This window comes from Pseudomonas grandcourensis (assembly GCF_039909015.1).
Classification (GTDB): Bacteria; Pseudomonadota; Gammaproteobacteria; order Pseudomonadales; family Pseudomonadaceae; genus Aquipseudomonas; species Aquipseudomonas grandcourensis.
On record NZ_CP150919.1, the window covers coordinates 5304851 to 5329753 of the forward strand.

At 58.8% G+C, this 24903-nt stretch carries 23 protein-coding genes and 2 tRNA genes; 8 read left to right on the forward strand and 17 right to left on the reverse strand.

The genetic code is table 11. The features are described 5' to 3' along the window. Positions 1-124 precede the first annotated feature (124 nt). Together AABM52_RS23725 and AABM52_RS23730 are read right to left on the reverse strand one after the other, a co-directional pair. Positions 125-1735, reverse strand: a complete 1611-nt coding sequence (locus AABM52_RS23725; protein WP_347908384.1) for an ATP-binding protein — start codon at positions 1733-1735, stop codon at positions 125-127. Next, entirely contained in the window at positions 1732-2454 is a 723-nt protein-coding gene (locus tag AABM52_RS23730) for a response regulator (RefSeq protein WP_347908385.1), read from the reverse strand. The genes AABM52_RS23725 and AABM52_RS23730 overlap by 4 nt, the downstream gene beginning before the upstream one ends. A 741-nt stretch (positions 2455-3195) precedes the next feature. Between AABM52_RS23730 and AABM52_RS23735 the strand changes: the two genes are divergently transcribed. Next, on the forward strand, positions 3196-6090 hold the full coding sequence (locus AABM52_RS23735) for a ribonucleoside-diphosphate reductase subunit alpha (protein WP_347908386.1): 2895 nt from the start codon (positions 3196-3198) through the stop codon (positions 6088-6090). 237 nt (positions 6091-6327) lie between these two features. Here AABM52_RS23735 and flgE read toward each other — a convergent pair whose 3' ends face one another. From flgE to AABM52_RS23765, 6 genes are all read right to left on the reverse strand, one after another. Continuing rightward, positions 6328-7668: a flagellar hook protein FlgE gene (gene flgE / locus AABM52_RS23740; RefSeq protein WP_347908387.1), complete on the reverse strand. Its 1341-nt coding sequence runs from the start codon at positions 7666-7668 to the stop codon at positions 6328-6330. Between the two features lie 31 nt (positions 7669-7699). After that, on the reverse strand, positions 7700-8422 hold the full coding sequence (gene flgD / locus AABM52_RS23745; RefSeq protein WP_347908388.1) for a flagellar hook assembly protein FlgD: 723 nt from the start codon (positions 8420-8422) through the stop codon (positions 7700-7702). Between the two features lie 15 nt (positions 8423-8437). After that, positions 8438-8881 (reverse strand): flagellar basal body rod protein FlgC, encoded by a 444-nt coding sequence (gene flgC, locus AABM52_RS23750; protein ID WP_007980123.1) that lies wholly within the window; start codon positions 8879-8881, stop codon positions 8438-8440. A gap of 3 nt (positions 8882-8884) precedes the next feature. Further along, the gene (gene flgB, locus AABM52_RS23755; RefSeq protein ID WP_008051530.1) at positions 8885-9292 is read right to left on the reverse strand and encodes a flagellar basal body rod protein FlgB; all 408 of its coding nucleotides are present in this window, start codon (positions 9290-9292) and stop codon (positions 8885-8887) included. 374 nt (positions 9293-9666) lie between these two features. Continuing rightward, positions 9667-10494, reverse strand: coding sequence for a protein-glutamate O-methyltransferase CheR (gene cheR / locus AABM52_RS23760; RefSeq protein WP_007994597.1), 828 nt, complete (start codon positions 10492-10494; stop codon positions 9667-9669). A 45-nt stretch (positions 10495-10539) separates the two neighbouring features. Continuing rightward, positions 10540-11472 (reverse strand): chemotaxis protein CheV, encoded by a 933-nt coding sequence (locus AABM52_RS23765; RefSeq protein ID WP_007980130.1) that lies wholly within the window; start codon positions 11470-11472, stop codon positions 10540-10542. An 83-nt stretch (positions 11473-11555) separates the two neighbouring features. On the opposite strand from AABM52_RS23765, the gene flgA reads away from it, so the two are divergent. From flgA to AABM52_RS23785, 4 genes are all read left to right on the forward strand, one after another. Beyond that, positions 11556-12314: a flagellar basal body P-ring formation chaperone FlgA gene (flgA, locus tag AABM52_RS23770; RefSeq protein WP_347908391.1), complete on the forward strand. Its 759-nt coding sequence runs from the start codon at positions 11556-11558 to the stop codon at positions 12312-12314. A 168-nt stretch (positions 12315-12482) separates the two neighbouring features. Beyond that, positions 12483-12809 (forward strand): flagellar biosynthesis anti-sigma factor FlgM, encoded by a 327-nt coding sequence (gene flgM / locus AABM52_RS23775; protein ID WP_056728065.1) that lies wholly within the window; start codon positions 12483-12485, stop codon positions 12807-12809. A gap of 48 nt (positions 12810-12857) precedes the next feature. Continuing rightward, positions 12858-13325: a flagellar protein FlgN gene (locus AABM52_RS23780; protein WP_347908392.1), complete on the forward strand. Its 468-nt coding sequence runs from the start codon at positions 12858-12860 to the stop codon at positions 13323-13325. Positions 13326-13417: 92 nt separating this feature from the next. Next, positions 13418-14164 carry a flagellar regulator YcgR PilZN domain-containing protein gene (locus tag AABM52_RS23785; protein ID WP_347908394.1) on the forward strand — a complete coding sequence of 249 codons (747 nt, stop codon included), beginning with the start codon at positions 13418-13420 and terminating at the stop codon, positions 14162-14164. A gap of 63 nt (positions 14165-14227) precedes the next feature. Here the strand turns inward: AABM52_RS23785 and AABM52_RS23790 are convergent, their stop codons facing one another. The 5 genes from AABM52_RS23790 to AABM52_RS23810 all read right to left on the reverse strand — a co-directional run bounded on the left by AABM52_RS23790 (position 14228) and on the right by AABM52_RS23810 (position 19819). Then, positions 14228-15598 (reverse strand): MFS transporter, encoded by a 1371-nt coding sequence (locus tag AABM52_RS23790; protein ID WP_347908396.1) that lies wholly within the window; start codon positions 15596-15598, stop codon positions 14228-14230. A 70-nt stretch (positions 15599-15668) separates the two neighbouring features. Beyond that, a complete protein-coding gene (locus tag AABM52_RS23795) occupies positions 15669-16913 on the reverse strand; it encodes a glutamine synthetase family protein (protein WP_347912679.1) in 1245 nt (414 codons plus the stop codon). Between the two features lie 201 nt (positions 16914-17114). After that, positions 17115-17807, reverse strand: coding sequence for a HAMP domain-containing sensor histidine kinase (locus tag AABM52_RS23800; protein ID WP_347908397.1), 693 nt, complete (start codon positions 17805-17807; stop codon positions 17115-17117). Continuing rightward, positions 17804-19408 carry a response regulator gene (locus tag AABM52_RS23805; protein ID WP_347908398.1) on the reverse strand — a complete coding sequence of 535 codons (1605 nt, stop codon included), beginning with the start codon at positions 19406-19408 and terminating at the stop codon, positions 17804-17806. The genes AABM52_RS23800 and AABM52_RS23805 overlap by 4 nt, the downstream gene beginning before the upstream one ends. Positions 19409-19742: 334 nt before the next feature. Next, a tRNA-Arg gene (locus AABM52_RS23810) sits at positions 19743-19819 on the reverse strand. Positions 19820-20109: 290 nt separating this feature from the next. Here AABM52_RS23810 and AABM52_RS23815 point away from each other — a divergent pair. Beyond that, complete coding sequence (locus tag AABM52_RS23815) at positions 20110-20331, forward strand: hypothetical protein (RefSeq protein WP_347908400.1); 222 nt, start codon at positions 20110-20112, stop codon at positions 20329-20331. Positions 20332-20354: 23 nt separating this feature from the next. Next, positions 20355-20534 carry a PA3371 family protein gene (locus AABM52_RS23820; protein WP_056724158.1) on the forward strand — a complete coding sequence of 60 codons (180 nt, stop codon included), beginning with the start codon at positions 20355-20357 and terminating at the stop codon, positions 20532-20534. A 70-nt stretch (positions 20535-20604) separates the two neighbouring features. Here AABM52_RS23820 and AABM52_RS23825 read toward each other — a convergent pair whose 3' ends face one another. After that, positions 20605-20838, reverse strand: a complete 234-nt coding sequence (locus tag AABM52_RS23825) for a hypothetical protein (RefSeq protein ID WP_347912715.1) — start codon at positions 20836-20838, stop codon at positions 20605-20607. Between the two features lie 110 nt (positions 20839-20948). Between AABM52_RS23825 and AABM52_RS23830 the strand changes: the two genes are divergently transcribed. Next, positions 20949-21275 (forward strand): Arc family DNA-binding protein, encoded by a 327-nt coding sequence (locus AABM52_RS23830; RefSeq protein WP_003178899.1) that lies wholly within the window; start codon positions 20949-20951, stop codon positions 21273-21275. A gap of 89 nt (positions 21276-21364) precedes the next feature. On the opposite strand, the gene AABM52_RS23835 is transcribed toward AABM52_RS23830, so the two are convergent. From AABM52_RS23835 to AABM52_RS23845, 3 genes are all read right to left on the reverse strand, one after another. Beyond that, a complete protein-coding gene (locus tag AABM52_RS23835) occupies positions 21365-22696 on the reverse strand; it encodes an IS4 family transposase (RefSeq protein WP_347908402.1) in 1332 nt (443 codons plus the stop codon). A gap of 115 nt (positions 22697-22811) precedes the next feature. Beyond that, entirely contained in the window at positions 22812-24254 is a 1443-nt protein-coding gene (mgtE, locus tag AABM52_RS23840; RefSeq protein WP_347908404.1) for a magnesium transporter, read from the reverse strand. A gap of 561 nt (positions 24255-24815) precedes the next feature. Next, positions 24816-24892, reverse strand: a tRNA-Arg gene (locus AABM52_RS23845). Between the last annotated feature and the right edge of the window lie 11 nt (positions 24893-24903).

Sequence of the window (24903 nt, forward strand, 5' to 3'; positions counted from 1 at the left end):
TTTATTGGCGCCTGTTCGGGCCCCATCGCGAGCAAGCTCGCTCCCACAGGGATTTGTGGCGTGACATAGATCCAGTGTGGGAGCGAGCTTGCTCGCGATGGGGCCGCAACAGACAACTCAAGGCTCAACGCTTCTCCTGATTGCGCGGCCAGCTCAGACTGAAGCACGCCCCGCCCAGGCTCTTGCTCTTGCCGATCAACGCGCGCCCGTCATGCCAATGGATGATGCGCCGCACAATGGACAGGCCTAACCCATGACCTCCAGACGCGCGGGTACGGCTGTCGTCAAGACGCAGGAACGGCGTAAAGATCTTTTCCCACGCCGACTCCGGCACACCCGGCCCGTCATCCTCGATATCCACCCGGCATCGCTGCTGCCCGACCTGATAGCTGATGGTCACCCGTGATTGCGCGTGGCGCATGGCATTGGTCACCAGGTTCTGGATCGCACGGTGGAGGTAGCGCGGCTCGGCCTCGACCCAGGCGTCGTCGTTATCGGCGGCCGACAGGCACAACCCGCGTTGCACCGTGACGTCGGCACGCAACGGCGCCAGTTCTTCGATCACCTGATTGACCAAGGCATCCAGATCGATCCGCTGAAAGTTCAGCGCCGGCGAACCCTGCTCCAACCGCGCGTAGGTCAGCATCTCGTCCACCAGCCGGTCGAGGTCCTCGATGTCGTGGTCCATGCCCTGGCAGTATTTTTCCAGGGCTTGCGGCGTAGTGGCCGAGCCGATCATCTCCAGGCCAAAGCGCAGGCGTGCCACCGGCGTGCGCAATTCGTGGGACACCGCACGCACCAGTTCGCGCTGGATCGCCAGCAACTGCTGCAAGTGTTCTGCCATGCCGTTGAACGCCGAGGCCAGCCGCCCCACCGAGTCCGCGCCGCGAGCGGGTACGCGGGTTTCCAGGCTGCCCTTGGCGATGCGCGTGGCGGCGGCTTCCAGGCCACGCAAGCGTCGCTCGAGCTGGCGCACCAGCAGATAGACGATCAGACCGATCAGTGTCAGGCCCAGCGCGGCGATCAGCACCAGCCACTCCGGCGGATAAGGATTCATCTGATACAACGGGCCGATTTCCAGGACCCACGGCGTGCCCACCATGCCGGCAAACACCCGGATCGAATCGCCCCCCTTGCCCAGCGCCATCACCGTGTCGCCCTCGGATACCCGGCGGCTCTGGTCTTCGTCCATGTCTGCCTCGTCGACCGTGACCAGGCGCAGGTCGAAGCCGAAGCCCTTGCTTTCCTTCAAATGCGCCAGGCGCAAGGGCTGGTCGGCGACCGGGGTGCGCACCAGTTCATCGGTCAACAGGTAGATGGTCGCCCGGGCCAGCTGCTCGCTGATCTGCTGCACCTCCCCGGTGAGCATCAACTGTTCCTTGTCGCTGACCAGCTTGTAGACCTTCGCCGCGTGCGGCCCGGTCTGCTCCACCAATGCCTGGCCGCGCAACACACGGGTGCGCTGGGTCAGGTCGAGGTCGGTCTCGGCAAAGGTCTTCAGCGCCAGCGGAATCCCCAGCAGCCGCTCCCACACCAGCAAGGCGCGGTGGCGCTCGGTCTGGTTCATCGGTTGCAGGTTGTCGGCCATCAGCGAGAACGTGCCGTGGGCCAGGCGTTCGCGGTATTGCTCGCTGCGCACCTGATTGAGCAGGTGCAACGCCAGCACACCGAGCACCGCCACCAGAATCAGCGCGGCGCACATGCCGCCATAGATACGCAGGAAGATCGAGTTCACAGGGACGGATCTACGCAAGCCTCGGGAACGAACAGGTAGCCTTTGCTGCGCACGGTCTTGATCAGCCGTGGATGCTCCGGGTCATCGCCGATCTTCGGGCGAATGCGCGAGATGCGCACATCGATGGAGCGGTCCTGACCGTCATAGCCGATACCCCGCAGCGCGGTGAAGATCTCTTCCCGGGAGAGGATACGCCCGGCATTGGCCACCAATAGCCAGAGCAGGTCGAATTCGGCGCTGGTCAGCTCGATGCCGCTGCCCTGCAACCAGGCTTCGCGCAAGGCGTTGTCGACGATCAGCGGGCCGAACTGCAGGCGCCGCTGTTTTTCCGGAGCGACCTCGGGCGCTTCACTGCGTCGCAACAAGGCCTGGATGCGCGCCAGCAACAGGCGCGGGCGTACCGGTTTGCAGACGTAGTCGTCAGCCCCAAGGTCCAGGCCGAGAATCTGGTCGGTGTCATCGGTGCGGGCGGTGAGCATCAGGATCGGGCCGTCATAGCGGGCGCGGACCTTGCGGCAAATGCTCAGGCCATCTTCACCGGGGAGCATCAGGTCGAGGATCACCAGGTCCGGCTGTTCCTTGATGATGCGATTTGCAGCAAGGGCGCCATTGCCTTCGATCGATACACGCAGGCCATTGGCTTCCAGGTAATCGCGGGTCAGTTCGGCCAGTCGCTGGTCGTCCTCCACAATCAATACCTGCCAGGCTTCTTGCTCCACGGGTGACCTCTGCTTGCCAAAAACACTAATAAGGAAGGATCCGCCCGTCTTTTTGTAATGATTCGGGAGGATAAATATGTATACACGCTGGGCCGATTGTATAAACGCCGCCCGTCGAGAACACAAGCGGGTAAATGCGTTCGGACAACAGGGTTTTTTGTGATAGGGTTCGCGCCCTTAAAAATCTGCCCGGGCGTTTTCGATGGTTGAAAATCGCTGAAAAAAGGTCCGGTCCAGCAGCGTCGCGGCCTACACGCCGGTTACCTCTTTCACACACAATTTACGCACAGGTTTATCCACAGGTAGTACGTTGCAATCCCCCCCTAAAACGCATTATCTTGTACCCCGGCGCTAAAAAACCCCTAGATGTAGGGTTTTGCGCAAAAAACCAAACACAAACCAGACACCAATTTCAAGCGCTTTTATTGCCTCTGTCCGGTTGAACCATACGTATTTTTGAAAGACCAAACCGCGCGTGCGGATGGCTACTGTATTTCGGCCCCACGTGGTGAAAACGGTACGGGTGTTGCAGTCCTGAACTGTCACCTCAAAGGACCCCCGGTCTTGCGCCCACGGCACGAGACCAAAGACTTCGGCATGGAAGCGGCGCCCTATAGCCCCCTTCCTGATCTGTCCCGAAGTTGTTATGCCCGGCCCTCGCCGGTTGTAGTGCTTCAGGACGGAACGGTGGGCACCGTGATGGTGCCCAAACAAACATAGAGAATGTGGAGACACCCCCCCATGCAAACCGACACAACTCGCGAGAACCCGCAGGGCACCTTGCCGCAGGCCACCGATTCGAATTCGGATCTGTCCGCCACCGCGCCAGGTCAGCTGCGTGTGATCAAGCGTAACGGCACTGTCGTTCCCTACACCGATGACAAGATCACCGTCGCCATCACCAAAGCGTTCCTCGCAGTTGAAGGCGGCACCGCTGCTGCCTCGTCGCGAATCCACGACACCGTTGCCCGCCTGACCGAACAGGTCACCGCGACCTTCAAGCGTCGCATGCCATCGGGCGGCACCATCCACATCGAAGAAATCCAGGACCAGGTCGAACTGGCCCTGATGCGTGCCGGCGAGCAGAAAGTGGCTCGCGACTACGTGATCTACCGTGACGGCCGCTCGAAAGAACGCGCTGCCCACGCACCGGCCGAAGAAGCGGTCAATGCTCACCCGTCGATCCGCATCACCCGTGCCGACGGCAGCCTGGCGCCGCTGGACATGGGCCGCCTGAACACCATCGTCACTGAAGCGTGTGAAGGCCTGGAAGAGGTCGACGGCGACCTGATCCAGCGCGAAACCCTGAAGAACCTGTACGACGGCGTGGCCCTGACCGACGTCAACACCGCCCTGGTGATGACTGCCCGTACCTTGGTTGAGCGCGAGCCGAACTACTCGTTCGTGACCGCCCGCCTGCTGATGGACACCTTGCGTGCCGAAGGCCTGGGCTTCCTCGGCGTGGCCGAAAGCGCTACCCACCACGAAATGGTCGACCTGTACGCCAAGGCCCTGCCAGCCTACATCTCCAAAGGTATCGAGTTCGAACTGCTGAACCCTGTGCTGGCCTCCTTCGACCTGGAAAAACTGGGCAAGGCGATCAACCACGAGCGCGACCAGCAGTTCACTTACCTGGGCCTGCAAACCCTGTACGACCGTTACTTCATCCACAAGGATGGCGTGCGATTCGAACTGCCGCAGATCTTCTTCATGCGCGTGGCCATGGGCCTGGCGATCGAAGAGAAGCACAAAGAAGACCGTGCGATCGAGTTCTACAACCTGCTGTCGTCCTTCGACTACATGTCGTCGACTCCGACCCTGTTCAACGCCGGTACCCTGCGTCCACAGCTGTCGAGCTGCTACCTGACCACCGTGCCGGATGACCTGTCGGGCATCTACCACGCGATCCACGACAACGCCATGCTGTCCAAATTTGCTGGCGGCCTGGGCAACGACTGGACGCCGGTTCGTGCGCTGGGTTCGTACATCAAGGGCACCAACGGCAAATCCCAGGGCGTTGTTCCGTTCCTGAAAGTCGTGAACGACACCGCCGTTGCCGTTAACCAGGGTGGCAAGCGCAAAGGCGCTGTGTGTGCCTACCTGGAAACCTGGCACATGGACATCGAGGAGTTCATCGAACTCCGTAAGAACACCGGTGATGATCGTCGTCGTACCCACGACATGAACACCGCCAACTGGATCCCTGACCTGTTCATGAAGCGTGTCTTCGATGACGGCAAGTGGACCCTGTTCTCTCCATCCGAAGTACCGGACCTGCACGACCTGACCGGCAAGGCCTTCGAAGAGCGCTACGAGTACTACGAAGCCCTGACCGAGTACCCGGGCAAGGTCAAGCTGTTCAAGACCATCCAGGCCAAAGACCTGTGGCGCAAAATGCTGTCCATGCTGTTCGAAACCGGCCACCCATGGCTGACCTTCAAAGACCCGTGCAACCTGCGCAGCCCGCAGCAGCACGTTGGCGTGGTCCACAGCTCGAACCTGTGCACCGAGATCACCTTGAACACCAACAAGGACGAGATCGCCGTTTGCAACCTGGGCTCGATCAACCTGCCGAACCACATCGTCAACGGCAAGCTGGACACCGCCAAGCTGGAACGCACCGTGAACACCGCCGTTCGCATGCTCGATAACGTTATCGACATCAACTACTACTCGGTGCCGCAAGCGAAGAACTCCAACTTCAAGCACCGTCCGGTCGGTCTGGGCATCATGGGCTTCCAGGACGCTTTGTACCTGCAGCACATCCCTTACGGTTCCGACGCTGCCGTCGAGTTCGCCGACAAGTCGATGGAAGCGGTCAGCTACTACGCGATCCAGGCTTCCTGCGACCTGGCCGATGAGCGTGGCGCCTACGAGACGTTCCAGGGTTCGCTGTGGTCCAAAGGCATCCTGCCGCTGGATTCGCAACAGATCCTGATCGAGGCCCGTGGCCAGAAGTACATCGATGTCGACCTGAACGAATCCCTGGACTGGGCACCGGTTCGCGCCCGTGTACAGAAAGGCATTCGTAACTCGAACATCATGGCCATCGCACCGACCGCGACCATCGCCAACATCACTGGCGTATCGCAGTCGATCGAACCGACCTACCAGAACCTGTATGTGAAATCGAACCTGTCGGGCGAATTCACCGTGATCAACCCGTACCTGGTTCGCGACCTGAAAGCTCGCGGCCTGTGGGACTCGGTCATGATCAACGACCTGAAGTACTACGACGGTTCGGTGCAGCAGATCGAGCGCATCCCGCAAGAACTCAAAGAGCTCTACGCGACTGCCTTCGAAGTGGACACCAAGTGGATCGTCGACGCCGCCAGCCGTCGTCAGAAGTGGATCGACCAGGCTCAGTCGCTGAACCTGTACATCGCCGGCGCTTCGGGCAAGAAGCTGGACGTGACCTACCGCATGGCCTGGTACCGTGGCCTGAAAACCACTTACTACCTCCGTGCCCTGGCTGCGACCAGCACCGAGAAGTCGACCATCAACACCGGCAAGCTGAACGCTGTTTCCAGCGGCGGCAACCACGGTGACGACTCGGTCCTGGCAGCTCCTGCCGGCCCAGCTCCAGTGCCAAAGGCTTGCGCCATCGACGAGCCGGATTGCGAAGCTTGCCAATAAGCTGAGCCCGTGAGCGCCGCAAGGCGCTTACTCGAAACCCCCGATCAGCCTCTGGCGGATCGGGGGTTTTCTTTTGTCCATTTCAAATCAAGAGATCGCAGCCTCGTTTCACTCGACAGCTCCTACCAGGAATCGCATTCCAATGTAGGAGCTGTCGAGTGAAACGAGGCTGCGATCTTTTACATAGACAAAAAAAGCCCCTCTTTCGAGGGGCTCCTTGCACTGCACTTTCCAGCATCAAGTCATCTGAATGATGGTCTGCATGATGGTGCTCTGGGTGGAGATGGTCTTGGCGTTCGCCTGGTAGTTGCTCTGCGCCTTGATCAGGTCGACCAGTTCGTTGGTCAGGTTGACGTTGGACTCTTCCAGGGAGTTGGAAACGATCGAACCCAGGGTGCCCGTCTCCGGCGCATCGTAGCCCGGAATACCCGAGCTGTAGGTTTCCTTCCAGCTGGTGCCACCCACCGGCTGCAGACCTTGTTCGTTGGTGAAACTGGCCAACGAAATCTGGCCGATTGGCTTGGTCTGGTTGTTGCTGAAGTTGGCCAGCAGTACGCCGCTGCCGTCGATGGTCAGGTTGGTGATCTGGCCAGTGGCATAACCGTTCTGCGATGGAATCGAACGCGCGGTGTCGGCGTTGAACTGGGTGGTGCTGCCCATGGCGATGGTCAGGCCCGCCGGATCGGCCGCCGCGCCGTTGGCTGTCCAGACACCGTTGGTGACGGTGCCCGGCGTCCAGTTGCTGATTTTCAGGTCATTGCTGGTGGTCGATGTTGCCGGGGTCGTCGGCGGCGTTACTGGCGTACTGACCGAAAGCAGTTTGCCGGATGTATCAAATGTCATGGTCGAAGCGATTGGATCAACTGCACCCGTGCCGGTAGGCGAGGAACCGTCCGGGTTACGGCCATCGATCAGGGTGTAGGTATCCCAAGTGTTCGGCCCGGTCTTGACCATGTATTGATCCATGGTGTGCTGGTTACCCTGAGTGTCGAAAATCGGGGTACTGAACTGCTTGGTGAAAGTTGCCTGTTTGGTCGGATCGAATTTGTTGGTGGCGACTGACTGATCAATCACCACGGCCGTAGAGTTCAGGTTGATCGTCGACGAAACGGTGCTGGTGGATTTCGGCGCCAGATTGGAGGTGTCGATCCGCAGGTCGGTCAACACGCCGTTGAGGATCTTGCCATTGGAGTCCACGCCATAACCCTGCAGACGGGCCGTACCGTCGCTGTTCGTCACGTAGCCATCCTTGTCGGTCTTGAACGTACCGGCACGGGTGTAGGTCAGCGAACCGTTGTTGCTCAGGACGAAGAAGCCATTGCCCTGGATACCCATGTCGAGCACGTTGCCGGTGTTGCTCACGTCACCCTGGCCGAATTGCTGGGAAATGTTGGACAGGCGCACGCCGTTGCCGACGGTCTTGCTGCCGGTGCCAAGGCGAGTTGCCGAGTACACATCTTCGAATTCTGCACGGGACGACTTGAAACCGGTGGTCGCGACGTTGGCGATGTTGTTGCCGGTCACGTCCAGTTGTTTGTTGGATGCAAAGAGACCGCTAAGGCCGATATTAAAAGACATAATCCACTCCTTTGTGCCGGGTTAGTCGGCCTTACATGCCAATGGTTTGTACTTTGGACAGAGCGACAGTGCCCAGCCCGGCCAGATTGAGCATCAACTCACCGCCAGTCTGGCTGATCGTCACGCTGTTGACGGTCGCTGGCAGGTTGGTGATCAGCGCCACGGACTTCCCGTCGATCGTGCTGGTAGCGCCGAAGGTGTAAGTGCCTGCAGCTACCGTTTCGCCCGCGTCATTCTTGCCGTCCCAGATGAAACTGGCGTTGCCTGCTTTCTGAGCGCCCAGGTCGATGGTGCGTACGGTCTTGCCGCTCGCATCAGTGATCTTCAGGGTGGTGGCGGCCACCGACGATGGCACCACCACCGTACCGCTGAGGCTCTTCGACGTGTCGACCACAGCCTTGTCACCGGGTGCAATGACCGAACGCCCCACAAGCGACGAAGCCTGTAATGCCTGGGACGAGTTGTAGTTGCTGGCCAGCCCGCTCACGGTGTCGTTGAGCGAGGTGATGCCTTCCAGGCTGCTGAACTGCGCCAACTGGGCCACGAAAGCACCGTTGTCTTGCGGCTCCAGCGGGTTCTGGTTTTTCAGCTGGGTCACCAGCAACTGCAGGAATGCATCCTTGCCCAAGGCTTTGTTGCCCGTGGCGCTGCCGGTTGCCGACGCGAGGCCGTCAGTCGTGGAGGTGGTCTTGACCGAAGAATTGGCCAGGATATCCTTGAGGCTCAAACCACTGGTGGAATCGGTAACACTCATCTGAGTCGCCCCTTATCACTGACCGAGGGTCAGGACCTTCTGCATCATGGTTTTGGCGGTGTTCATCATTTCGGCGTTGGTCTGGAACGAACGGCTCGCGGAAATCATGTCGGCCATTTCCTCCACCACGTTGACGTTCGGGTAGTAGACGTAACCCTTGGCATCGGCCGCCGGATGGTTCGGCTCGTAGCGCGCTTCAAGATTGCTCTGGTCTTCGACCACACCCAGCACCTGAACACCCTGACCGGCGGCGTCCTGGCTCTGGAACAGCGAATCGCTGCCGCCGCTCTGCCCGCCCTGGAACATGGTGGCGAATACCGGGTGGCGCGCACGGTAGGTCTGGTCGATGCTCGACGAGACTGTCTCGGCGTTGGCGATGTTCGAAGCGACGGTGTTCAAACGCGTGGTCTGCGCACTCATGCCGCTACCGGCAATGTTGAAAACACTGGATAGAGACATGGCTTACTCTCCGCGCAGGGCTGACACCAGCCCTTTGAATTTGCTGTTGAGCAGGGTGAAGCTGGCCTGGAAGCCGATCGCGTTTTCCGCGTAGTTCGACTGCTCCAGCTGAGCATCCACCGTGTTCTGGTCGATCGACGGTTGCATCGGCGTGCGATACAGCAACGATTCGTCGCCATTGCCCAGGCCTTCAGCCTCGATATGACGGCTGTTGGTCATGTTCAAGGCGAAGGTGCCGCTTTTGGTTTTCTCGTTCTGCTCGGCGAGCACTTTCGAGAAGTCCAGGTCCCGAGCCTTGTAGTTCGGGGTATCGGCGTTGGCGATGTTGTTGGCCAGGACTTCGGCACGCTGGGCGCGGAAGCCCAGGGCTTGTTCGTGGATACCGAGCGCTTTATCGAAGCTGATGCTCATGTCGGGAAACCTTCGGGTGACCTGATTTTTCGTAGGATCAACTTAGCAAGCCCCATGCCAATTCAAAAAGCCCCGAAAACCGGGGCTTTGCCGGCCATGGCAACGCGGCAATGCCAGAAAAGCGGCAACGGTTTTCCGCCGGATGCCGCTTTTCTGCCGCTTGGGTCCCATCTCACCAACACCACCGAACAACTGTTGTAGGAGTGAGCCTGCTCGCGATGACGGTGTATCAGTCACCGGATATGTCGAATGTGAAACCGCTATCGCGAGCAGGCTCACTCCTACAGGGGATTTGTGGTGTGCAGGAGGGATAATTCAGGCATAAAAAAACGGGAGCCCCTGAGGACTCCCGTTTTTTGACAACACCAGAAAAATCACTTCGCCTGGTAAATGATCCCCGGGCTGCACTGAACCATCTGATAATGATCCGGCAAACCGTTCAGCGCTTCGGAAGCACCGAGGAACAGGTAACCACCCGGCTTCAACGTGCTGTGGATGCGCAACAGGATGTCCTTCTTCACCTCGGCGGAGAAGTAGATCAATACGTTGCGGCAAAACACGATATCGAACTTGCCGAGGCTCGCGTAGCTGTCCAGCAGGTTGAACGAACGGAATTCCACACGGCTCTTGATCGGCGCCTTGATCGCCCAGCGCCCCGGCCCTTTCGGATCGAAATAACGCTGCAGGCGCTCGGGCGACAGACCGCGGCCGATGGCCAGGCTGTCGTACTCGCCGGTCTTGCAGTTGTTCAGCATGGTGCCGGACAGGTCGGTGGCAACAATCTGCACCCCCATCCGTAACTGGCCCAGGTTCACCCGCTCGAACTCGTCGATGGACATCGACAGCGAATACGGTTCCTGGCCCGACGAGCACGCTGCCGACCAGATGCGCAGGCGCTGGCCGGGACTGGCCTTGATCGCTTCGGGCAGTACCTTGTTCTTCAAGACTTCAAACGGGTAGGTGTCACGAAACCACAAGGTTTCGTTGGTGGTCATGGCATCGACCACCTGCTCGCGCAACCCGCTGCGCGGCTGGGTCTGCATGCGCTGAACCAGTTCCCCCAAAGACTTGATGCCTTGCTGTTCCATCAGTTTGTTGAGACGGCTGGAGACCAGGTACTGCTTGTTTTCACCGAGCAAAATGCCACAGGCTTTTTCCAGGAATACCCGGAACTGTTCGAAATCCAAATTACCCGTAGACAATGATGCCGCCTCTTAAATCGTGTTGACTGCCAGGGGCACGGGCCCCTAGCTGATATCTGCTGCTTTGATCCGGTCGACTACCCGGGATGCCAGGTCATCAGGACGGAACTTGGCAAGGAAGTCATCGGCACCGACCTTCTTGACCATCGCCTGATTGAATACCCCCGACAACGAAGTATGCAGGATGATATGAAGCTTTTGCATGCGCGGGTCGTTGCGGATTTCCGCCGTCAGGGTGTACCCGTCCATCTCCGGCATCTCGATGTCGGAGATCATCATCAGGAACTCTTCTTCCGGCTTCTTGCCCTCGTCGACCAGCTTGCGCAAGTAGTCCAGCGCTTGCCGGCCGTCGTTCAACGCCACCACTTCGACGCCGACCGTTTGCAGGCAACGCGTGACCTGCTTGCGCGCCACCGATGAGTCGTCGACCGTCAGCACGCGCAACGAAAGCGCCTTGTGCTGGGTTTCGACATCCACCACACCGACGGAAATCGCTTCCGGCGTCGGCGCCACTTCCGCCAACACCTTCTCGACGTCGATGATTTCGACCAACTGATTGTCGACCCGCGTCACCGCCGTCAGGTAGTGATCGCGTCCGGTGCCCTTGGGCGGTGGATGGATCTCCTCCCAGTTCATGTTGACGATGCGCTCCACCGAGCGCACCAGGAAACCCTGGGTCTTGGTGTTGTACTCCGTGATGATCACGAAGGGGTTGTTCTTGTCCTTCAACGCGCCGGAGCCGGTCGCCATCGCCAGATCAAGGATCGGAATGGTCGCCCCCCGGATGTTCGCCACGCCGCACACGACAGGACTGGATTTGGGCATCAGCGTCAGTTTGGGGCATTGCAGCACCTCCCGAACCTTGAATACGTTGATCCCGTACAGCTGCTGGCCGTCGAGACGGAACAACAACAGCTCAAGGCGATTCTGCCCCACCAGTTGCGTGCGCTGGTTTACCGAATCCATTACACCAGCCATGCCCAGACTCCTACGCCAACGCCAAGTGTTGTTGCGACGCGCCTTCATCACTAAACGGCACGGCGCTTGCTTTTTTAATCGTTATGAACACAGAACCGACATTTTTTCGACGCCTGACCACCCCCTACCGCAAGTTGCTCGGCGTGCTGGCGGCTGTTTGCCTGCTCAACACTGGCAGCCCTGCCCTTGCTGACGCGGTTACCTTGCCTGACATGCTTATCGGCGTCACTCAGGGCTTTCTTGAATTCACCGTAGAAGACTATCTGGCTACCAGTCAAACGGAAGGTCGCTACGAGATCCAGGTCAACCCGCTCGATCCGCGCATGCACATGCCCATGTGCGACAAGGAATTGACAGCAACGCTCGAGAGTCCCAAGCCGCTGGGACGGGTCACGGTCAAGGTTCGCTGCGAGGGCGCGTCCCCCTGGACGGTGTTCGTACCCGCTCAAGTCCGCCTGTTTCGCGATGTCGTGACCAGCGCCCGGCCACTGCGCCGCGCCGCCATTGTCGAGCCTGAGGATGTGGTCCTGCGCGAGCGCGATATCAGCCTCATCAGCCAGGGTTACCTGACCTCCCTGGATCAGGCGATCGGGCAGCGACTGACCCGACCAATGGTCGCCGACCAGGTGATTACCCTGGTGCATATCGAACAGGCCGAGGTCATCCGCAAGGGCGATCAGGTGGTGATCACCGCCCGTAGCGGTACCCTCAGCGTGCGCATGCCGGGCGAAGCACTGTCAAACGGCAGCCTGAGCGAACAGATCCGGGTGAAAAACCTCAATTCCCAACGAGTCATCAAGGCGCAGGTCATGGCGCCGGGGCAGGTGGAAGTGTCCATGTAAGGCGCTCTGTTCATCTGAATGTGGCGCTTGCCGCGGCGGTTCCCTAGACTGTGTTCCATGCACGGCAAGCGCTGGCGCGCGCAAGGTTCATTGATAAATGAGCCTAAAGTTTTCCAGGGAATGGCCGAAACCATGGCAAGCGTCCAAATTCCCAGAGGTTTTTTTATCATGGTCATCGATTTCAGCCGTTTGAACAGCTCCTCGTCCCTTACGGGCAGTACACGTACCAGCGCCAGCAAGGAAAGTGCCGAGGCCGGCAAATCCGCGCCGCTGGAGTCCGCGGCCGAACAGGCCGGTACCGTCAAAAGCGGGGAATCGGTACATCTCAGCAATGAGGCTCAACAGTTGCAGAAGGTCACTGACAAGCTGCGCGATCAGCCTGCCGTCGACAACGCCCGCGTGGCCGAGTTGAAAGCAGCGATTGCCGATGGCAGCTATAAAGTCGACAGCAACCGCGTAGCCAGCAAACTGCTCAACTTCGAAGCCCAGCGCTAGGCCACCGCCGGCGCCAGGCTTTTGGACGCTTAAAACCCAAGGCCAGCCATGCACGACACTAATTTACTGCAACTGATCACCGACGACTTTGCTCCAGCGCAACACCTGCTGGAATTACTGCAGACCGAATCCCTCGCATTGCATGGCCGCGACATGCCATTGCTCGAGAACATCCTGGCGCAGAAACAGGCATTGATCGTTTTGCTCGAACAGCATGGCCGCAAGCGCAGTGAAATCCTCGCCAGCCTGAACCTGCCAACCAACCGTGGCGGTCTGGAACAATTGGCCGACCAGTCGAGCATTGGCGAGCAGTTGCTGGCACAAAGTGACGTGCTGACCGATCTCCTGGCCCAGTGCCAGGCCATCAATGCCAACAATGGCCAGTCGATCCTCATTCAGCAGGCAGCGACGGCCACCCAGCTGAAAATCCTCACCGGCGGTGAAACCCCGGCGCTTTACGATGCCAGCGGAACATTCTCCAAGCTTGCCAAGCCGCGCCAGCTCAGTCAGGCATAAGCCGGTCAATGCCCCCGCTCTATCAAGACGCGCAACATACTGGCAAACTGATAGCCTGCCGTAGTCAAATTTTGTCTGGAGATTGATTAACCGTGTCCAATGCCTTATCCGTGGATGATGCTCCGCAGCCACCCAAGGTGCTCTCCACGCCCTTGGAAATCTCCAGCAACCTGCGCCAGCTGCTCGAAAGCCATGACCCGCTGATCATCACGTTCCACGAGCGCAGCCAGCGCTTCCAGAGCTACCTGGTGGACCTGGACCGTGACAGCAACATGATTGCCCTGGACGAAATGATTCCCCGTGACGGCGAGCGTTACCTGCTGGCGGGCGAACCGTTCAGGGTCGAAGGCTTCCACGAAGGCGTGCGCATCGCCTGGGAAAGCAACGGCCAGTTGAACATCGACGAATCCGCTGGCAGTCGCTGCTATCGCGGCTCCCTGCCCGATGAAGTGGTGTACCACCAGCGCCGCAATGCGTTCCGCGCCGCGCTGAAACTGGCACAACTGGTCAACGTCAATCTCGACGGCGAAAAGCTCAAGGCGCCGATCAGCGGCAAGCTGCTGGATATTTCCGCTACCGGCTGCAAACTGCGCTTCGACGGCGACATCACCGGCAGCCTGCAACTGGGTCAGGTCTACGACCGTTTCAACGCCGACCTGCCCTTTGGCAAGATGACCGCGCCGGTCGAGTTGCGTTATCTGCACTTCGAAGAAAGGATTTCCACCACCTTCGCCGGCATTCGCTTCCACAACATGAGCGGGCTGGTGCAGCGTCAGGTCGAACGCTTCGTCTACCAGTTGCAACGCGAAGCACGCCGCTTCGACAAAGACGACATGTAATAGAGCGGCAACAAAAAACGGGCAGTCCCTTGCGGAGACTGCCCGTTTTTTTGTGCCCCGGTTTTATGGCCTGGCCTCGGTAAAGCTCTGCTCGCGGCCCGAGTCAGGATCTTCTGGTGGCTCATCGGAATCAGGCCCAGATTCCGGTTCGGCTGGCGGCTCCGGATTCACCGGATTGCACATCTGATCCTGCACCACCTGTTCATCGACACGCGGGTCCAGGCAGGCCACCAGTGGCGAACTTGTCATATTGTCCGGCATGGCCACGTGATGCAGCGGTGCGTCGTCTACCTGATGCAGGTTGGTCACCGCTTTCGGGCGAATCCGCCATACCAGCACCAACGCAAAGAAACTGAAGAAGGCATAGAGCATCTGGCTGCCGAACAGCTTCATCAGCACGCCTGCCACCAGTGGCCCGATACTCGCGCCAACGCCGTAGGTCACCAGCAACATTGCCGTCAGGGACACCCGGCGATCGCCTTCGACATGGTCATTGGAGAACGCCACCGCCAACGGATACAGGCAGAACTGCACCAGCGAACAGAGGAACCCGGCGATGAACAATACCTCCAGCGGCACCTGCGGCATGATCGCCAGCGGCAGGGCAGCCAGTGCCAGGCTGAACGCGAAACTGCGGATCAACACGGCCCGATCGTAGCGGTCGGACAACCAGCCCAACGGCCACTGCACCAGCAGCCCGGCAAAAATGCAGCTACCCATGAACAGACCGACCTGCTCGGTGGACAACCCTTGCTGCGAGGCATACAGCGGCGCCAGACCGTAGAACGAACCGACGATCAGGCCTGCCCCGAGCACCGTGCTCAGTGACTGCGGCACGCGCTTGATAAAGAACCGTGGTTCCATCGGTGCCGGATGCAACGGTGCCGGGTGAATCCGTCGGGTCAGGGCCACGGGTACCAGACACAACGCGAAACACAGGGCGACCAACATCAGCAATTCAAGCCCCAGCCCTGGGTGCATGACCAGAATCAACTGCCCCAGCACCAACCCCAGGTACGAAGCGATCATGTAGCCGCTGAAGACCATGCCGCGCTGATTGGCATCGGCCTGCTCATTGAGCCAGCTCTCGATCACCATGTACTGGCACATCATGCCGAGGCCGACGATCACCCGCAAAAACAGCCAGGCCGGCAACCAGTCCACCAGGCCATGGCCGAGCACCGCCGCGCCAACGATCCCGGCACACGCCGAATAGGCCCGGATATGCCCGACCCGGGCAATCAACCGGTGACCGATCTTGCCCCCCAGCACCAGGCCGAAATAGTTGGCGGCCATCAGCGCACCGACCCACAGACTGTCGACATGGTCGGCAGCCAGGCGCAACGCCAGGTAAGTACTCAACAGACCCGAGCCGATCAACATCATCAGCGAGGCGAAATACAGCGCTCGAAAGGATTTCCAGATTTGGCGCATCGGCGTTCCGAGCGGCTCCTTGCAGTGAGAGTCGGCTATCGCTAAACGATAGCCGGATGTCGACGGGACGTCAGGCCTGGGCTGCTAAAACACGCCTTTCCCAGGGAGTAATTTCATCATGGAAACTGGTCAGCTCCAGTGTCTTCGAAGCGATGTAGCCTTCGATGAATTCCGCGCCGAACAGTTCCTTGGCCAACTGACTACGTTTCAGACGCTCAAGTGCCGCATGCAAGGTACACGGCAACGAAAGATTGTCCGGCACTTCGAACTCACCCTGGATCGGCGCACTCGGCTCCAATGCCTTCTCGATGCCATACAACCCCGCCGCCAGGCTGGCGGCAATCGCCAGATACGGGTTGGCATCGGCCCCCGGCAAGCGGTTCTCGACCCGACGGGCCACCGGCAAACTGGCCGGAATCCGCAGCCCCGCCGTCCGGTTGTCGTAGGACCAGCAGGCATTATTCGGTGAGGCGTAAGGGTGGCACAAGCGCTGATAGGAGTTCACGTTCGGCGCAAACAACGCAGTGAAATCGGCCATGCACGTTTGCTGACCGGCAATGAAATGGCGGAAGGTGGCCGTCTCCTGCCCCGCCTCGTCGCTGAACACGTTACGCCCCGAATCGATCTCGACCACGCTCTGGTGGATATGCATCGAACTGCCCGGCGTATGCGCCAACGGCTTGGCCATGCACACCACGCTCAGGCCGTGCTTGAGGGCCACTTCCTTGAGCAAGTGCTTGAACAGGAACGTCTGGTCGGCCAGCAACAGCGGATCACCGTGCAGCAGATTGATCTCGAACTGGCTGACGCCCATTTCGTGCATGAAGGTATCGCGAGGCAACCCCAACGCAGCCATGCACTCATAGACTTCATTGAAGAACGGCCGCAAGCCGTTGTTGGAACTGACGCTGAACGCCGACTGACCGTCTTCGCGGCGACCGTCCAGCCCCAGTGGCGGTTGAAAAGCCAGGGTCGGATCGGTGTTGGGGGCGAAGACAAAAAACTCGAGCTCGGTCGCCACCACAGGCGCCAGGCCGCGGGCCGCGTAACGGGCAATCACCGCCTTGAGCTGGCCACGGGTCGACAGGTTGGAACTGGTGGTGGTGCCCAGTTCATCCGCATCGCAAATGGCAAAGGCCCGCGGTGGATGGCTCCAGGGCAAGCGATGAATTTGCGCAGGGTCCGGGATCAGCGCCAGGTCGCCATCGTCGCTGCCGTAAAACCGCGCTGGCGGATAACCGCCCATGATGCATTGCAGCAGCACACCCCGCGCCATCTGCAAACGTCGACCGTCGAGAAAACCCTCGGCGGTCATCACTTTGCCCCGTGGAACGCCATTCAAATCCGGCGTGACACATTCAACTTGATCAATACCCGTCAATCGCTGCGCGAGTGAACTCAGGCCAACGGTCGTCATGACGCTATCCTTGTTATTGTGCGGGCCGCGAACGGCGACCGTACAAAATAGGCTCCACGTGTTCGGAATTTCAAGCAGCGTTAATAAATATGCTGCCGGTCAGGGCAGGTAAAGACGGAACACTCCACCACCCAACGGCCCGCCATTGCTGATTTCGGTACGCCCACTCACGCCATTGCGCTGATGCAGCGCGGCAATTCGCCCGGCAAAGTACAGGCCCAGCCCGGTGCTGCCGGTGCTTTGATTGATGCCCTGCACATAATCGGCCTGACGCTCGATCATCTGCGCCGGATACCCCTGGCCATCGTCATTGATGGTCAACACCAGTTGCCCGGCTTCGTCGCTGACGCTGATCAGAACGGCATGCCGTGCAAAGCGAATGGCGTTGTTGATGCAGTTGGCCAATACCGACGCGATCAACTCGCGGTCGAAGAAACCCAGCGGGCACAGCGGGTCCACTTCATAGGTGGCCATGATGCCGCGGCTGGCGAACACCTCCTGATGACAGGCCAGTTGCGCTTCGATGAAGTCGTCCAGTTCATGGTAGGCCGGTTGCAATGGCATCTGGTTGACGCCGAGCTTGTACAGCCCCAGCAACTGCACCAGCATGCCGTTGAGGTGGGCGAATTCGAAGTCGATCACACCCTGCTCCGGCGCCTGCCGCGCCGACTCCGGCAATCGCCCCAGCCACTGGCTGTGGGCCTGCATCAACATGGCCAGCGAGTTCTTCATGTCGTGCACGGTAGAGGCGATTACCGTGGAGAAATCCAGTGCCTGTTCGTTGTCGTTCATTGGCCAAGCGCCTTGCTTTTCAGCTTCTGGTAACGCGGATAGCGCGCGTCGGAGTCGGGCATCAGGCCAACCATTTTCAGGCAGGTCCGACATTCTTCCAGCTCCGCCGAAGGAACGCTGGTATCGGTGCCATGCAACAACGACTGCGCCATGTTCAGGGCGATACTGATGTTCTTCGGTTGCATCGCCAGGGCCTTGCGGAATACCTGCCGGGCCTCCACCAGGTTGCCGGTCTTGTAGACGCGCACCCCCTGACGGTTGAGTTCCGCGGCGGCATTGCCGGAATTGAGGATGCTCGGGTCGTCGGTCTGCTTGGCGATGTCCTTCATGACCACCGGATCGTCGCCGTAGATTTCCACGCAGTTTTTAAGCATCGCGGTCCCTGCCTCGGTCTGCCCGAGCAGTTTCAGCTGCTTGGCCACCAGCAAAGCCGCCTCGGCGCTCATGAATTGCTCCATGCCATCCAGACGCAGCAAGGCTTGCTCGGTGAGCTTGTCCGCCGTCTCGGCGTCGTTGAGCAACAGGCTGGTGGCCTTCATCAGGCGCGCGCGGATTTGCAGGCCCGGATCGGAGGGATTTTCCTTGGCCACGGCACTCAATGTGGTGTTGATTTCCAGGCGGGTGCGCGTGTCCAGGCCCCGTTCGCTGCCCTTGCTGATCAACGCATGGGCCAGGCCGAGGTTGCTTTCGGCATCCTTGAACCGCGATTGCGCACCCTGGCTCACGGCCTGGCGATAGGCCTTGGCCGCCGTGTCGAAGTCCTCGTTGGTCATCGCCAGCTTACCGAGCAACGCTTGCCGGCGTACCGCCAGCGGCGACAGGCGAATCGCCTCTTCCAGGACGCGCTGCGCACCCTTGGTATCCCCTTCGGCGACCAGCACGTCCGCCATGCCGTCATACAGCGACGGCATCATCGGGAAGACTTTCAGGGCTTTTTCATAAATGCCCTTGGCCTGCCCGACCTGACCACGCTTGAACAGCAACTTGCCCAACCCGGCAAACGCCCATGGCAACGGGCGGTCGGCGATGATGCCGTCGTAGAGACGCTCCAGCGCTTCGTTCTGATTCAGGTCGCGCAGGGCATCGGCGCGATAGCGCAGGCACAGCGGCGAGTAACGAATATCTTGTTTACACAGGGCGATGCAGGCATTGAGCACCTCCATCGGCTTGCCCCGGTCGAGGGCCTGCAGGATCGGCTTGAGCAGTGTCTTGCGCTGCTCCAGGCGCTCCAGGCGCTGAGCCAGGCTGGAACGGTTGAACGGCTTGGTCAGGTAGGCATCGGGCTCATGCTCCAATGCACTGAGCACCATGGCCTGGCTGGTTTCGGCGGTGACCATGACGAACACCGCTTCATGGCTGATCAGTTTTTCTACCATCAGGTCTTCGAGCACCTGCTGGCCATTCTTCTTGCCGTCACCCAGGTGAAAGTCCTGCAGGATGAAGTCATATTGCTTCTGCGAGCACATTTTCAGCGCCTGCTCGCCGGTATCGGCAGTGTCCACTTCCTTGACGCCCAGTTCACGCAGCATCGACCTGACCGAACTGCGGAAGTCCGAGAAATCATCGACGATCAGAAAACGCTTTTGGTGATACGACAGCATCGAAGATTTCCAGGCAATTTAAGAAGAAGAACCCAAAGGCAAATACACGGACGGACTCAGCTTCGCAGCCCTTGATTTGGCGCGCAGATGATAGCTGGTAGCCCTTAGCCATCAAACACCTTCTCATCGCCAATCAACACATGCATCGACGCGAGAAAAGGCTCGTAACTGCCCGTGTTATCGGCCAGCCATGGCATTCCCTTGAGAACCTTCCCCAACGCTCACTCTGAATATGTGAAGGCGTTACAGAAAACGAGACATCACGCACAAAAAAGCCCCACCGGAATCAATCTTCCGGCAGGGCTTTTTTGGACAGCAAAGTGCTGATGAATGATGGTGTCCCAGGGCAGGTTCGAACTGCCAACCTTCCCCTTAGGAGGGGGATGCTCTATCCAATTGAGCTACTGAGACACACGATGACCGCGACGATACGCGGTGCGATGGACGGCGAGCATGTTAACGGCCGGGCTGGCTTTTGTCATGTCGTCCGTAGGCTTTTTAAGTGTAGGCAGACGCCTCGGCCGGGCGCGGACTTGTTTACCGTGCAAATTGCATCACTGCAAAAAGCCATCATTGCAAAATGCAATACAGCACTTTACCAAAAATAACTTAATTCATTGTTTTTAAAGAATTTAATTGCCGATAAACTCTGGCATGCGAGCTGCTTCTGCTGTTCTCACAGAACAACCGAGGCCCGCCCCATGAAGAGCGCCCTTTCACTCTCCTATGCCATCGCACTGGCGGTTTTAGCGGGAGTTCATTTTGTTCCCGAGAGCAGCGCTATGCAGGTTGCCCAACGTATGCCGCATTACCTTCAGTTGCAGAAGGCACCGCAGCTGGCAGTGACGAGTGACCGGCACGGCTTTGTCAGTCAGGAAAACACCCTGATGCCGGCTCCATCCGCAGAACGTTTGGTATTTTGAATGACCCTCACCAGGAGTACTGCATGTCCAGATCAGCCGCGAGTTTCTTCATCCTCGCCTTGTCGAGCGGCATTTTTCATCTGTCATTGACCCAGGACATGGTCGTCACCCTTCCCCTGATCGCCTGTGGCGTATTCAGTGCGCTTTTCGTGCTCGCATTGATCGCCGGGCGCAAGATCAAGTTTGATCCGGTACTGCGTTGATCCTGACATGGCAGACCCGCTGCAAGGGCCTGCCATCCATCCTGAATTCACCCCCGCCATACGACTTCCCCTAGTAAATCGGCCATTTGCCACTATTCTGTAAAAGGTAAGGAACAGGGATCGAGTTCACTTTTTCCTGCCCGTCGGAAACCTTTCGTCGGGTGGAGAAAGCCCGAAGTGATACGGCCTGGTCGAACTTTTCAAACCAGTCCGCATTTCTGATAATTGGTGCTGGCAGAACGCCTTTATCCAGTTCAATATTTGTCACAGAATTGACGCCAAGGATATGGCTACTTTGAGGCATGATGCGCGCCTCTATCAATTCAGGTTGAACATTTGGTCAGAGCGCTTGTCCTACCAGACATCCTGCGGCCAATCCCGAAAACCGCTCCCCTGAACTAACCGGTTAAATATATGCGCCCATTGAAACAGGCAATTTATTCCAGCCGTACGGCTGACAAGTTCGTCGTACGTCTGCCAGACGGAATGCGTGAACGCATTGCCGAGGTGGCTCGCAATCATCATCGCAGCATGAACTCCGAAATCATTGCGCGCCTTGAGCAGAGTCTTATTCAGGAAGGCGCACTGGGAGAAGAGTTGAGCATGCGCCTGGACAGCCCGGAGCTTTCCTTGCACGAACGGGAGCTGCTGCAGCGCTTCCGCCAGCTCTCCCATCGACAGCAGAACGCCCTGGTTTCGCTGATCGCCCATGACGCTGAAATGGCCGCCGACGCGTCCTGATTCAGCCAGAAAGCCCAAGCCAGCCTGATCGCTGGCTTTTTTTTGCCTGAAATCCGGGCACAAAAAACCCGCCAAATGGCTAATGCCAGTCAGTTAAGCTGACTGGCATTTTTGTTTTTGATCGGATACTTCGGCGATTTGAGCCTGATTGCGCGGGGATAAATGCGTTCCTCCCGGCGATGCGGCAAGACATAGTGTGGGGCCGAGGCATGTAACTCGGCGAGATATTTGGGGATGCTCCCCGAGCGATCTACAGAAACACCGTTGATAAACCCCAGGATCGCCCAAGTGCACGCGGTGAAGCTCAGTTCGCACGGATGGATGCCCGGACAATGGCGACTCATTTCCACCATCTGATAACGCAACAGGTTGTAGCCCAGCAACACGCCCCACAACTCTTGCTCGATCATCTCGGGCGTCTTGCTACGCAACGTGTAGCTGCTGTTGAGCAGTGTCTGTTTCATTTCCCTGAACCCTAATTCGATCTCCCAGCGATGGCTGTACAGGTCGACGATTTCATCGGATGGGAAACGCAGCGGATCGGCCATCGACGTCAAAATCTGACAGGCCTTGCCCTTGACGGTTTTGCTCAGGAGCCTTGCGGTCAGGCGCTCCGGCAATCCCGGCCATTGCTTGCGGGCTTGCGGCGAAGTACTTAACAAGACAACCGCATCCTGGCGCCCCAAACGCTGAACCACTTCGTACTGCGTGCCTTTGCGTAACGGCATCAGCCAATGCCGCTCGGTGCCGGCCTGCTGCCATTGGTGCAACAACCCCAAAGAGTAGAAACCGCGATCGAACAGCGTCAGCGAGTGATCCGGCGTGGTGTCGATCAGTTGCTCTGCCAGCTTCATTTCGTTGCTGCGATAGCCGTCAAAAGCGCTGCCGATCAGCAAATGGCTGGTCAGCTCCATTTGGCAGACCATGCGTACCTGAGGAAAACCGGTATCGCCATGCTGGTTGCTGGCGGAGTCGTAACGCGCACGGTTTTCGGGGGTGTCGGGCGTTCGCCAGACGACGCCGTCGACCCCCAGCAAACGCAACCCGGCCCAGGTCGGATGGCCGGCCGCTTCATGCCAGCTTTGCTGCGTCAGATCGAAGACTTGTCGTACCGCCTCGCTGCCCAATCGCTGACGAGCCTGGACTACGGCGCTGGGCGCGACCAGCGGGCGTTGCCCGGGCAGCATGATGTTCATGCGACTGACCACATCCCACGCCGACATGCGCCGGAAAAACGCCATGGAGATGACGCACCAAAGCATCATTTCCAAGGGTAAGCGTCGCTTGCGCAAGGTGGCGACACCGGCTTGTTCCAAGGCCTGTTCGACCAGCGATGGATCAAGCAACGAGTCCAATCCCTCGAGGGAATTGGGAGTCGAGACGAAGTTGTGGGTCAGTTCCAGTGCCCGAGCCAGACGCATAAAAAAATCCGATGCCTATTCAGGCATCGGATTTTGATTTCTTGCGGCCAAAGGTCAAGCAATGAGACTTAACTGATCGGCATTAGCCAAATGGCGGGTTTTAGTGAAGTGGACTTCAGAGCAGGAAGATTGTCGCCAGCCCCAGGAAAATGAAGAAGCCGCCGCTGTCGGTCACGGCCGTGATCATCACACTGGCCCCCATCGCCGGGTCGCGCCCCACCTTCACCAGGGTCATCGGGATCAAAACCCCCATCAACGCCGCCAGTAGCAAGTTGAGCGTCATCGCGGCGGTCATCACCACGCCCAATGACCAACTGCCATAGAGCAGGTAGGCGACCACACCAATCACCCCGCCCCAGATCACGCCGTTGATCAGCGCTACCGCCAATTCCTTGCGCATCAGGCGCGAGGTATTGCCGGTGCTCACCTGGTCCAGCGCCATGGCCCGAACAATCATGGTGATGGTCTGGTTACCCGAGTTACCGCCGATCCCCGCCACGATCGGCATCAAAGCCGCAAGCGCCACGAGTTTCTCGATCGAACCTTCAAACAAACCGATGACCCGAGAAGCCACGAACGCGGTAATCAGGTTGATCGCCAGCCAGGCCCAACGGTTACGCAGGGATTTCCAGACCGACGCAAAAATGTCTTCTTCTTCACGCAGACCCGCCATGTTGAGAACTTCGCTTTCGCTCTCTTCACGGATCAGGTCGACCATTTCATCGATGGTCAGACGACCGATCAGCTTGCCGTTCTTGTCGACCACGGGGGCGGAGATCAAGTCGTAACGTTCGAACGCCTGGGCGGCGTCGTAGGCGTCTTCGTCCGGGTGGAAACTCACCGGATCGCTGGCCATCACCTCGGCAACCTGTTTGTCCGGATCGTTGACCAGCAAGCGCTTGATCGGCAACACGCCCTTGAGGACGCCGTCGTAATCGACCACGAACAGCTTGTCGGTGTGGCCCGGCAACTCCTTGAGACGGCGCAGGTAACGCAAGACCACTTCAAGGCTGACATCCTCGCGGATGGTCACCATCTCGAAGTCCATCAGCGCACCGACCTGCTCCTCGTCGTAGGACAGGGCCGAACGCACACGCTCGCGTTGTTGCTGGTCGAGGGTCTCCATGAGCTCATGGACGACGTCTCGCGGCAGCTCGGAGGCCAGGTCAGCGAGTTCGTCGGCATCCATGTCCTTGGCGGCTGCCAGGAGCTCGTGATCGTCCATGTCGGCGATCAGCGTTTCACGGACCGAATCGGATACTTCAAGGAGGATGTCGCCGTCGCGATCGGCCTTGACCAGTTGCCAAAGCGTCAGACGATCGCCCAGCGGCAAGGCTTCAAGGATGTAGGCAACGTCGGCGGAGTGCAGGTCATCGAGCTTGCGTTGCAACTCGACGAGGTTCTGCCGGTGGACCAGGTTCTCGACCCGGTCATGATGCGGGCCTTCCTGGCGGTGAGTCAGGTCTTCTACAACTCGCTGGCGCTGCAGCAGTTCGACCACCTGAGCCAAGCGATCCTGCAAGCTTTCCTGCGTTTTCTTTACTTCAACATCGGACATAGGCGAACTCCACTCCCAGCAGCGGGGCACGCCGGAAGGATCAATCAGTCAATTCATGATTGGTGAAACGGGGTACTGAGTAACTACTGGGTAAGTCCATGGAGGTATTCCACAAGCCCCGGCGGGGCTGACGGGCGCAATGATACACCGCCTGACGGTTTTAAACGTTAAAAAATCTCGGCTGAAACAAGCGCTTGCACAACAAACCTGAGCATCGTCCTGATCCATGAAAATGCGACGACGCATTCTGAAAGGAAAACACACACACCCTTCGAAAATTGTAGTCGCTACCCTTGAAAAGGAACGTCACGGCGGACGCTGGGGAGCATGCAGAGGCGATCATCAATCAGCGGGTGGTCGCCGGCATGAGCCAGCAAGACGTCGAAAGCGCTCTCTGCAAGCCGGACAGGATCAGTATTCGCAATTCAGCCACGAGCTACCGCTACGACACCCAGAGAGGTCGTAGTGCATACGTGGAGTTCGACGAGAGGGGATGCACGAAAGGAAAAGCCAAATTCCAGACGGCAAAAAGCCCGCATGAAATGCGGGCTTTCTGTTGTATGGTGCACTCGACAGGATTCGAACCTGTGACCGCTCGGTTCGTAGCCGAGTACTCTATCCAGCTGAGCTACGAGTGCAATTTGTGTTT